We start from the raw sequence: 9,075 nt of genomic DNA, 5'->3' as shown, positions 1-9,075 counted from the left end.
TTCGCAAAATGGCGAAATAGCAAGTAAAATTGGGGTGTGAGCTTTTCTCGCCTCTTCAAGGCCCTGGCCGACCCGACCCGGCGGGAAATCTTGAAACTGCTCCGCGAAGGGGAAAAGAGCGCCGGGGAGATCGCGGAGGCGTTTCCCCTCGCGCGCAGCACCCTCAGCCAGCACCTGGGCGTGCTGCGCAGCGCCGGGCTGGTCGAGGTCGAGGCCCGGGGCAACGAGCGCATCTACCGCCTCGCGACCTCGGTCCTCGAGGAGGCCCTGGCCTTTTTGATCGAGCTCCAAGCGGGGAAGGAGGGGAGTGCGGATGGGACGACACCGTGTGGCGATCCTGGGGCTCCTGCTTAACTGGTGGCTGACGCTCTGGGCGTATTTTCAGCTCCCGGAGCGGGTGCCGGTGCACTGGAACTTCGCCGGCGAGGTGGACCGCTGGGGGAGTAAGGCCGAGTTTTTGGCGATGCCCGCCATCGCCAGCGCCCTTTTTCTCTTCATGGTCTTCTGGCCAAGGATCGACCCCCAAAAGCGCGGCGAGTGGAAGAGCTGGCCGCTGATGGTGGCGGCCACGACCTGGGGGCTCTTTTTCGTCCAGGCCGGGATCCTCTATGCCCTCTTCGCCACCCTGAGCCGCAGCGCCTTCTCGCCGCTCAAGGGGGTGGTCATGGCGTTGGGGCTGCTCTTTTTGATCCTCGGCAATTATCTGCCCAAGGTCCCGCAAAACTGGGTCTTCGGCGTGCGCACCCCCTGGACCCTCGCCAGCAAGGCCTCCTGGCAGAAGACGCACCGGCTTGCGGGCTGGCTCTTCGTCGGCGTCGGCGGGGTGACGCTCTTGCTGGCCTTCGTCGCTCCCCCGAGCACGGCCCTTGCCGCCGCCATCGGCCTTGAGATCCTCGCCACCCTCTGGGTGGTCTACGTTTCCTACCGGGTGTGGCGTCAGGAAGAGCGCGGAGGGGCACCGTGACCTGGAAATACCGCTTTTGGGGCGTCGCGCTTCCCCTGATGCTCATTTGGGGTGCGACCCTTGCCGCCCTTTTCGTCTTCCCCGAGCGCATTCCCGCCCACTGGGGGCCTTCGGGCCTCGACCGGGTGGGCCCGAAGACCGAACTCCTGACGCTGCCGGTCCTGGCGAGCGCGTTCCCGCTTTTGATCCTCTTCTTCGCCCGCCGTCAGGGCGAGGCGGGCCGCCTGGCCGCGGCGATCGTCGCCTGGACCTTCGCCATCATTCAGTTGCTGGTGATCGCAATAACGCGGCAGAGCCTGGCCCGGGGCGAGGTGGTGCATCTGCCAGGCCCGGCCACGCTCCAGGTGGGCGAACTGGCCTTCCGGGCGGTGATGGGACTCGTGGGGCTTTCCATCCTCGCTATCGGTGTCACTCTCGCCGTGGCCCCGCCCCAACCGAACCGCTGCTTCGGATTTCGGACCGAGGAGACCCTGAGTGACCCTGTGGTCTGGGAAAAGGCAAACCGTTATGCCGGCCGCGTTATGGCGATGGCCGGCGCGGCCGGCGCTGTGGCTGCGCTCTTTTTGCCGGGGTTCCTGACGGCGCTGGTTCTCGTCGCCGGCTTGCTGATCGCCGCCGCCTGCTCGGTTCACTACGCCAGGAAAATCGCACGAAAGGAGGAGGGATGAAGCGCAAGGCAATCTTCCTGCTGGCCCTTGCCCTTTTGGGCATCGCCTGGGCCCGGGCGCCCGAGGCAGCGCGCCTCGAGGCCCTTTTCACCGAACGCCCTCGGGCGGAGTGGTTTACCGATGAGTTTTTGAAAGCCGTGCCGACAGCACAGATCGAGGCCATCGTCGGCCAATTCAAACGCACGCTGGGACGGTTTCTGGCGGTTCGGCCGGAAGGGGAAGGTTGGGTCGTGGTCTTTGAGCGCGGCGAGGTGCCGGCCACGATCACCCTGAACGCCGCGGGGAAGATCGCCGGCCTCTTCTTCAAACCTCCCAGACAGCGCCTGGCCTCGCTTCGTGAGGCGAAGAGCTCGCTCGAATCGCTCCCCGGCGAGGTCCATTTCCTGGTGCTCGAAGGTGACCGGCCCCTCGTGTCGCTGAACCCCGGGGCCCGGCTCGCCGTGGGCTCGGCCTTCAAGCTCTCGGTCCTGGCCGCCCTGCTCGATGCGATCGAGCGGGGCGAACGTCGTTGGGACGAGGTGGTGCGCCTCAACCCCGCCTGGAAGAGCCTGCCCACCGGTCAGCTGCAAAACTGGCCCGGAGGTACGCCGCTCACCCTGGCCGACCTCGCCGGGCGGATGATGGCCGAGAGCGATAACACCGCCACCGACCACCTCATTCACACCCTCGGCCGGGCGGCGGTGGAGCGCTTTGCCTACGAGAACCGGCCGCTGCTCTCCACCCGGGCATTTTTCGTCCTGCGGAGCGATCCGGCCCTTCTCGAGCGCTACACCTCGGCGGACCTTGAGGAAAGGCGGAAGCTCGTGGCCGAGGCCGAGGCCCGGCCGCTCCCCAGCGTCACCGCGTTCTACCGGGGGCCTTGGAACCTCGAGGTCGAGTGGCACTACAGCGCCTTTGAACTGTGTCAACTCGCCTACCGGGCGCTCTCGACGCCGATCTCGGGGATCAACGCGGGCCTTGCCCGGCCTGAAGCCTGGAAGCAGGTGGCGTTTAAAGGCGGCAGCGAGGTCGGGGTGTTGAATCTGACCACCGCCCTCGTCGCCAAAGACGGCCGGCGCTTTTGCGCGGTGGCCACCTGGAACGCGCGGGGGCTCCGCCAGGATCGGCTCATGGCGACCTACGGTGGGGTCCTCGAGCTGCTCGCGCAGCGCGAGGGTGACTGAGTGCAGCCCCGGGCGTTCCCGGTCCCTCCCCATTCGTGGCCCTGCGGCCGGTCTGCCGCTGGAGGACAGAAGGTCTGGGCAGCAAGCCGCCCATCCTGATTGAATAGGCCTATGCGCAGCTGGCTCTTTGTCCCCGGCAACGACGAGCGAAAGCTGAGAAAGGCCCTCGGCTCGGAGGCCGACGTGGTCATCGTGGACTGGGAGGACGCCGTTCCCGAGGGGGAAAAGCGCGCCGCCCGGGAGGTCAGCGCCCGGGTGCTGGCAAAAGCCGAGCCGCGGCCGAGGGTGGTCCTCCGGGTCAACCACCCCCAGAGCGACTTTTTCCCCGAGGACCAAAAGGCCCTGCCACTGCCCCACGTCACCGCCATCGTGCTCCCCAAGGTTGAGGCCCCGGAGGTGCTCGCCCCGGCGCGGCGGATGGGGCTGCCCCTCATCGCCATGATCGAGAGCGCTCGCGGGCTTTTCCTGGCCCTCGAGATCGCCGGCGACGGGGTGGAGCGGTTCATCTTCGGCGCCCTGGACTACCAAAAGGACATCGGTGCCCGCTATTGTCGGGACGCCCTGCTCTACGCCAAAAGCCATTTGGTCGCGGCGAGCCGGGCGGTGGGGCTTTTGGCGCCGATTGCCGGTGTGTATCCCTTTTTGGACGACGAAGCTGGCCTCGAGGCCGAGGCCCGTCACGAGCGCGACCTGGGCTTTGCCGGAAAGACGCTGCTCCACCCCCGGCAGATCGTCCCGGTCAAGCGCGCTTTCGCCCCCACCGCAGCCGAGATCGAGGAAGCCCGGGCCGTCCTCGAGGCCTTCGCGGCCGCACGCCGCCAGGGGCGAGCGGTGGCCAAACTCCCGGACGGTCGCTTCATCGACCCGCCGGTCGTGGCCTGGGCCGAAGAGGTCCTTCGCCAGGCGGGCGGGGGTCGCTGAAGGCGCGGCGTCCGCGTCATGTTCCGAAAAGAAGGGGGCCGGGCCCGCCGGCCCGGCCGTTTTTTTGGTGACCCCAGGGGGAATTGAACCCCCGTCTCCGCCTTGAGAGGGCGGTGTCCTGACCGCTAGACGATGGGGCCAGGCACCAGACAGCCAGTGTACCTCAGGTGGCCGGCCGGCGCAAATTGGTGCAGTCGCTTGACCGGCCCCGGCAAAAGCTACCAGGCCTGAGGCTTTGTAAATTTGCCGCGCTCGTCCTCGAGCTCATCCGGGAACTGGGCCTTCATAAGGGCAGTTTCACGGATTGCTTTGAAGAAGGAAGCGACTTCTGCAAGCCGCTTGCTCTGCCGGCTCTTCTTCCCGTACTTCTTTTGGAGTCTGGGGTCATACCCAACAACCCCGACGACTTTCTTTAGTCGTGAACGGACCATCTCGATCGGGAAGGCGAGGTCGCTGTCATTGGAGACCACCGCCGCGACGTCGAAGCGGTTCTCCAAAGCGTCAAAGATGAGGTGGGTCGCGAGGTTGACGTCGGAACCCTTCTCCTCGAACTTGATGACACGGACCGCTTCCCTCTTTGCTTGGGCTTTGGGCATGGTAACGACGTGAGATAAGAAAAAGCCCTTATGGATTTCCACCTTAGGGAGCGTGCGCAGTGCGCGGAGATATGTTTTTTGTCGAATGCGCTGCCCGGGATTGAGGGGGTTGTCCGAGACATCGGCAGTGAAGTAGCGGATCTTCACGATCTCGTCATGGGGGAAGAGCAGCTCGAAAAGCCGCTCCAGATTGACCCACCGGTACGGAGTTCCCTTCACGGCACCGTAATAGAAATTGAAGCCGTCCACGTAAATGAATAGCCGTGGCACGCCGGCCAGTATAAAACGACGCAAGGGCCGCTTTCGCGGCCCTGCACCTACTGCAGCGCAGTAGGGGGATGTAGATTCACTATAGAGGATGCCCTCCGCCTATGTCAATTTTTTGTAATCGGCCAACACATCTGAGACACTCCGGGGGACCGCCTCCTTTTGGATCATAGCCAGGAACTCTAGGGGCGCAAGGCCGTTGAGCGCACGATGGGGCCTCCTGCGGTTGTAGTAGTCCAGATAGGCGTCGAGCTCCCTTTGGAGCTCGGGGATCCGGGAAGGCAACGGCCGGGTGTAAAACTCCTCCCTGAAGGTCCGCTGCATCCGCTCCACGTGGCCATTGAGCTTGGGACTTCTCGGGGGCAGCACGAAGAGCTCGATACCCAAACGTTGGCAAGTTTCCTCAAACTCGGCCATGAACTCGCTGCCCCCGTCCACCTGAATGGCCCTGACGGGAAAGGGGGCCTGGGTGATGAGGTGGGCCAGAAAGCCAGCTGCTAGGTTGGCGGTGGCCCGGGTGTGCACCTCGGCCAGGGAAAAGCGGGTGTAAAGGTCTACCGCCGAAAAATGCTTGACGACCTCCCCGGGTCCTAGGGTCACGGTAAGGGTGTCCACCTGAACCAGGTCGCCGGGTGAGGAGGCGACGTAGCTTTTGGGTTTCCTCCTGGCGTAGGGGCGCCTGGGCCTTCGCTTCACCTTCCCCCGTCTCGCCCGGGCCAGGAAGGCGGCCACGCTTTCAACACGACGGTGCGCTCCCAGGTGGGCCAGGATGCGGCCCACGGTGCGTTCGCTAACCCCAAAGCCTTGCTTCCCCAAGGCCAGCCAGATCGGCCAGCGGCCCCAGGTGGGGTTTTGCTTCCTCAAAGTTTCAATCGCAATGAGAAGTTCGGGCGTCCAGTGGAGCTTTCGTCGCAACCGCCTTGGGCGTTTGGATCTGGGCCCAAGGCCTTTGAGGCCTTCTTCCCTGAGTCGCTTTTTCCAGCGGTAGTAGGTGGCTCGGCTGATTCCCACCAGGGACTGGATCTCGGACCAGCCCACCTTGTGTTTCCGGAACGCCTCGACTTGTTTGAGCTTTCGCAGACGGTCTTGGACCGTGGGGTCGCCCGCTCCAGCCTCCTGGAGCACCTGGGCTTTCCTCGCCCCCCTCCATACCTCCCGGCCAACCGTTGTAAGCTGCATACGTGGGGACCTCCTCTCTCCTGGAGTGGTCCCCACATTCTTATCGATTCGGTCTCACATGTGTCTGTCCGGGTTCATTTTTGCCGTTCGTGTGCCTTCCGCTCCAGACCCCCCTTACCCGGCTGGTACGCCGCTCACCATGGCGCGTGGGACATGCGGTTTATAGTGACCTCTAATGATCGAGGCGGTTTTCTTCGACGTTGGCGGCACGCTCATCCACACCGACCCCCGAACCTGGCTCCCGGCGGTGCTGGATGAGCTCGGCGAAAAGGCGGATTGGAGCAAGCTGCGCGAGGCGCTGGTACCGGCCTACGAGTACTACAACGCCCACCACATGCAGGCCAGGACCCGGGAAGAGGCCATTTCGCTCTGGCGGAACTTCGACCGGATGCTCCTGGCCGGTTTGGGGGTGAGGGAGCCGGATCGGGTGGCCGACTGGCTGGTGGCGCACTGGCACAGCCAGGCGCTCTGGCCCAAGACCCCGGGGACGCCCGAGGTGCTCGAGACCCTGAAGCGCCGGGGGCTGCGGCTGGCCGCGGTTTCCAACTGGGACGTGCTCCTGCCGGAGATCCTCGAGGTCATGGACCTCGCCAAGTACTTCGACGCCATCGTGCCTTCGGCGGCGGTGGGGGTGGCCAAGCCCGAGCCCGCCATCTACCGGATCGCGCTGGAGTCGGTCGGCGTTTTGCCCGAGCGGGTGCTCTTCGTGGGCGACAACGAGGAAAACGATCACGATGCACCCCGGGCCCTGGGCATGCAGGCGGTCTTGACCGATCCCTACCGGGGCCTGGAGCCGGTTTTGGAAGTCCTTTGAGGGGCACGGGTGGAGGCGGCCCTTGAACTCCTCCTGATCTTTGCCAGCTTCGCCGTTTTGGCCCTGGCATCAAAGCAAATTGGCGATTATTTCGCCAAATACGACCTGCCGCTCATCACCGGCTTCCTGGTGGCGGGCATCCTCATCGGGCCCTACGCCCTCGGCCTGCTCTCACAATCGGATTTAGAAAAGCTGCGCTTTGTTGACGAGATGGCCCTGGCGGTGATCGCCCTGGCCGCGGGCTCTGAACTCTACCTGCGCGAGCTGCGCTCGCGGATCGGGGCCATCGTGTGGGTCACCCTGGGGCAGATCGTGATCACCCTGGCCATCGGCGCCTGGGCCATGTGGCGGCTTTCGGGGATGGTTCAGGGGTTTGAGGGCCTGGGTCCGGGCACGCGGCTGGCCATCGCCCTGCTCATGGGGGTGATCCTCCTCGCGCGTTCCCCGTCGTCAACGATCGCGGTGATCAGCGAGCTCAGGGCCAAAGGTCCGCTGACCCAGCTCGCGCTGGGGGTGACGGTGGTGAAGGACGTCATGGTCATCGCGCTCTTTGCCATCGTCTTCGAGCTTGCGCGGGCCTGGGTCACGGACGCGCCCCTGGGGCTCGGCTTTCTGCTGGTCTTGCTCGTTGACCTCGCGCTTTCAGCGGCCTTGGGCTACGGGCTCTTGTACTTTTTCATCCGGGCGTTGACGCAACACTGGCCCCCCTGGCTTAAGGGGAGCGCGGTGCTCTTTGGCGGCTACGGGGTGTTCGTGATCGCCTCGGCGATCGAGCGGGCGAGCAGCACCTACCTCGGGGTGGCGCTGGTCCCGGAGCCGCTGCTCGCGGGGCTTCTGGCCGCCTTCCTTTTGGTCAACAAAACGCCGCTCCGCGACGAGTTCGTTCGCCTGCTCGAGGCCCTTTCCCCCGCGGTCTACATCGCCTTTTTCACCCTTGCCGGCGCCTCGCTGGCGCTGGACGTGCTCCTCGCCGCCTGGCCGGTGGCCCTGGCGCTCTTTGCCGTGCGGCTGGTGGGCGTCTTTCTGGGCTCATTCGCCGGCGGGCTGGTGGCGGGGGACCCGCTGCGACTGAACGCGATCTCCTGGATGGCCTTTATTACCCAGGCCGGCGTTGCCCTGGGGCTTGCCAAGAAGGTGGCCGATGCCTTCCCCGCCTTTGGCGAGGCCTTCGCCACCGTGGTGGTGGCCCTGGTGGTCCTCAACCAGGTGGTCGGGCCGCCGCTCTTTAAAAAGGCGCTCAGGCTGGCCGGGGAGACCCACACCCGGGGGGCAGGCGGCACCCTGGACGATGCCCACGACGCGATCGTCTTCGGCGACGATGACCAGGCGCTGGCCCTGGCGCGGCGGCTTGCCGCCCGGGGGTGGTCGGTGAAGCTGGCTTCCCCGGATCCGGCGCGGGTTGAGGTGTTGCGCGAGCAGGGGCTCACGGCGACCGCCTTTCGCCCGGGGGCGTTTTCCGCGCTCGACCCCGAGGGGGCGGACGCGGTGGTGGCGATGCTCACAGATGAGGAGAACCTCGAGATCTGCCGCCACTTTTACGAGGAATACGGGCTTCGCAACCTGGTGGTGCGCTACCAGGGCCGGGTGCCGGTCGAGCGTTTCCAGGCGCTCGGTTGCATGGTGGTGGACCCCACGACCGCCACCGTGCACCTCCTGGCCCAGTTCGTCGAGAGCCCGGGGGGTGCGGCGATCTTTTTGGGCCTCGAGGAGGGCCAGCGGGTGGTGGACGTCGAGATGCGCGATCCCGCTTTCGACGGTGTTCCGCTGCGGGAACTCAGGCTTCCCGCCGACGTTTTGGTGCTCGCCATCCACCGGGGGCACGAGGCCATCGTGACCCACGGTTACACCCAGCTGAGGCTCGGCGATCGGGTGACGCTGATGGGCAGTCCGGAGAGCCTGGAAGAGGTCATGGTCAAGCTGGGTGCGCCCTGAACCTTGGTTAGGATGGGGGCATGGACGCCCTCGAGGGCATCTGGGGTGACGACGAGGGGCGGATTCGGGAGCGGCTCGAAAGCCTCGATCCCGATCTGGCCGCGTACATCGAAGGATTCGCCTACCGTGAGGTCCTCTCCCGCGACGGACTCGACCTCAAGACCCGCGAACTGCTCGCGATCACCAGCCTGGTCGCGCTCGGCAGCCCGCCGGAGATCGCGACCCATTTCAGGGGCGCGCTCAAAAACGGGGCGACCGAGGCCGAGATCAAGGAAACCTTGCTCCAGGCAGCCCTCTTTTTCGGTTTTCCCCGGGCCATCGCCGCCTTTGAGCGCTGGAGGAAGTTTAGAAAAAAGCAGGATGGGGCCCTCGAGGACACCGAATAAGGTTCAAAAAGGACGTTTTTGGTCGCGGGGTCGCGGCAGCTCGACGAGGGGCCTCGAGCGTTTGGGTGTGTGAGTGGCAATCTGGCAGCCGCTTACGATGACCCTTGGTCCTGCCGTGGCCTTTTCCGGGTCGGCGTTCTTAAAGCCGTTTGCGCTCGATGTTAGGACGGCCTTTGGAATCAATG

General features: G+C 65.3%; 10 protein-coding genes and 1 tRNA gene. 8 read left to right on the top strand and 3 right to left on the bottom strand.

Annotated elements, in window-relative coordinates:
- The first annotated feature begins 36 nt into the window (after window positions 1–36).
- The 5 genes from ACZ5BT_RS04385 to ACZ5BT_RS04365 all read left to right on the top strand — a co-directional run bounded on the left by ACZ5BT_RS04385 (window position 37) and on the right by ACZ5BT_RS04365 (window position 3,716).
- Window positions 37–354 (top strand): metalloregulator ArsR/SmtB family transcription factor, encoded by a 318-nt coding sequence (locus ACZ5BT_RS04385; protein ID WP_464885399.1) that lies wholly within the window; start codon window positions 37–39, stop codon window positions 352–354.
- Window positions 314–964: an SdpI family protein gene (locus ACZ5BT_RS04380; protein ID WP_464885398.1), complete on the top strand. Its 651-nt coding sequence runs from the start codon at window positions 314–316 to the stop codon at window positions 962–964. Before ACZ5BT_RS04385 ends, ACZ5BT_RS04380 begins: the two co-directional genes overlap by 41 nt.
- A complete protein-coding gene (locus ACZ5BT_RS04375; protein ID WP_464885397.1) occupies window positions 961–1,632 on the top strand; it encodes an SdpI family protein in 672 nt (223 codons plus the stop codon). The genes ACZ5BT_RS04380 and ACZ5BT_RS04375 overlap by 4 nt, the downstream gene beginning before the upstream one ends.
- Window positions 1,629–2,795: a serine hydrolase gene (locus ACZ5BT_RS04370; protein ID WP_464885396.1), complete on the top strand. Its 1,167-nt coding sequence runs from the start codon at window positions 1,629–1,631 to the stop codon at window positions 2,793–2,795. The genes ACZ5BT_RS04375 and ACZ5BT_RS04370 overlap by 4 nt, the downstream gene beginning before the upstream one ends.
- A gap of 111 nt (window positions 2,796–2,906) precedes the next feature.
- A complete protein-coding gene (locus ACZ5BT_RS04365; RefSeq protein WP_464885395.1) occupies window positions 2,907–3,716 on the top strand; it encodes an HpcH/HpaI aldolase/citrate lyase family protein in 810 nt (269 codons plus the stop codon).
- Window positions 3,717–3,781: 65 nt separating this feature from the next.
- On the opposite strand, the gene ACZ5BT_RS04360 is transcribed toward ACZ5BT_RS04365, so the two are convergent.
- The 3 genes from ACZ5BT_RS04360 to ACZ5BT_RS04350 all read right to left on the bottom strand — a co-directional run bounded on the left by ACZ5BT_RS04360 (window position 3,782) and on the right by ACZ5BT_RS04350 (window position 5,758).
- Window positions 3,782–3,856 (bottom strand) — tRNA-Glu (locus ACZ5BT_RS04360).
- A 78-nt stretch (window positions 3,857–3,934) separates the two neighbouring features.
- Complete coding sequence (locus tag ACZ5BT_RS04355; RefSeq protein WP_464885394.1) at window positions 3,935–4,582, bottom strand: NYN domain-containing protein; 648 nt, start codon at window positions 4,580–4,582, stop codon at window positions 3,935–3,937.
- A 99-nt stretch (window positions 4,583–4,681) separates the two neighbouring features.
- Window positions 4,682–5,758 carry an integrase core domain-containing protein gene (locus ACZ5BT_RS04350; protein ID WP_464885393.1) on the bottom strand — a complete coding sequence of 359 codons (1,077 nt, stop codon included), beginning with the start codon at window positions 5,756–5,758 and terminating at the stop codon, window positions 4,682–4,684.
- A gap of 175 nt (window positions 5,759–5,933) precedes the next feature.
- On the opposite strand from ACZ5BT_RS04350, the gene ACZ5BT_RS04345 reads away from it, so the two are divergent.
- From ACZ5BT_RS04345 to ACZ5BT_RS04335, 3 genes are read left to right on the top strand one after another with little or no spacing between them, the layout of a single operon-like run.
- Window positions 5,934–6,572 carry an HAD family hydrolase gene (locus ACZ5BT_RS04345; protein ID WP_464885392.1) on the top strand — a complete coding sequence of 213 codons (639 nt, stop codon included), beginning with the start codon at window positions 5,934–5,936 and terminating at the stop codon, window positions 6,570–6,572.
- A gap of 9 nt (window positions 6,573–6,581) precedes the next feature.
- Complete coding sequence (locus tag ACZ5BT_RS04340) at window positions 6,582–8,504, top strand: cation:proton antiporter domain-containing protein (RefSeq protein WP_464885391.1); 1,923 nt, start codon at window positions 6,582–6,584, stop codon at window positions 8,502–8,504.
- A gap of 20 nt (window positions 8,505–8,524) precedes the next feature.
- Window positions 8,525–8,890: a carboxymuconolactone decarboxylase family protein gene (locus tag ACZ5BT_RS04335; protein ID WP_464885390.1), complete on the top strand. Its 366-nt coding sequence runs from the start codon at window positions 8,525–8,527 to the stop codon at window positions 8,888–8,890.
- Window positions 8,891–9,075 lie beyond the last annotated feature (185 nt).

This window comes from Vulcanithermus mediatlanticus (assembly GCF_055385885.1).
The sequence above is the reverse complement of the archived record's forward strand: the minus strand, read 5'-3'. Positions and strand labels throughout refer to the sequence as shown.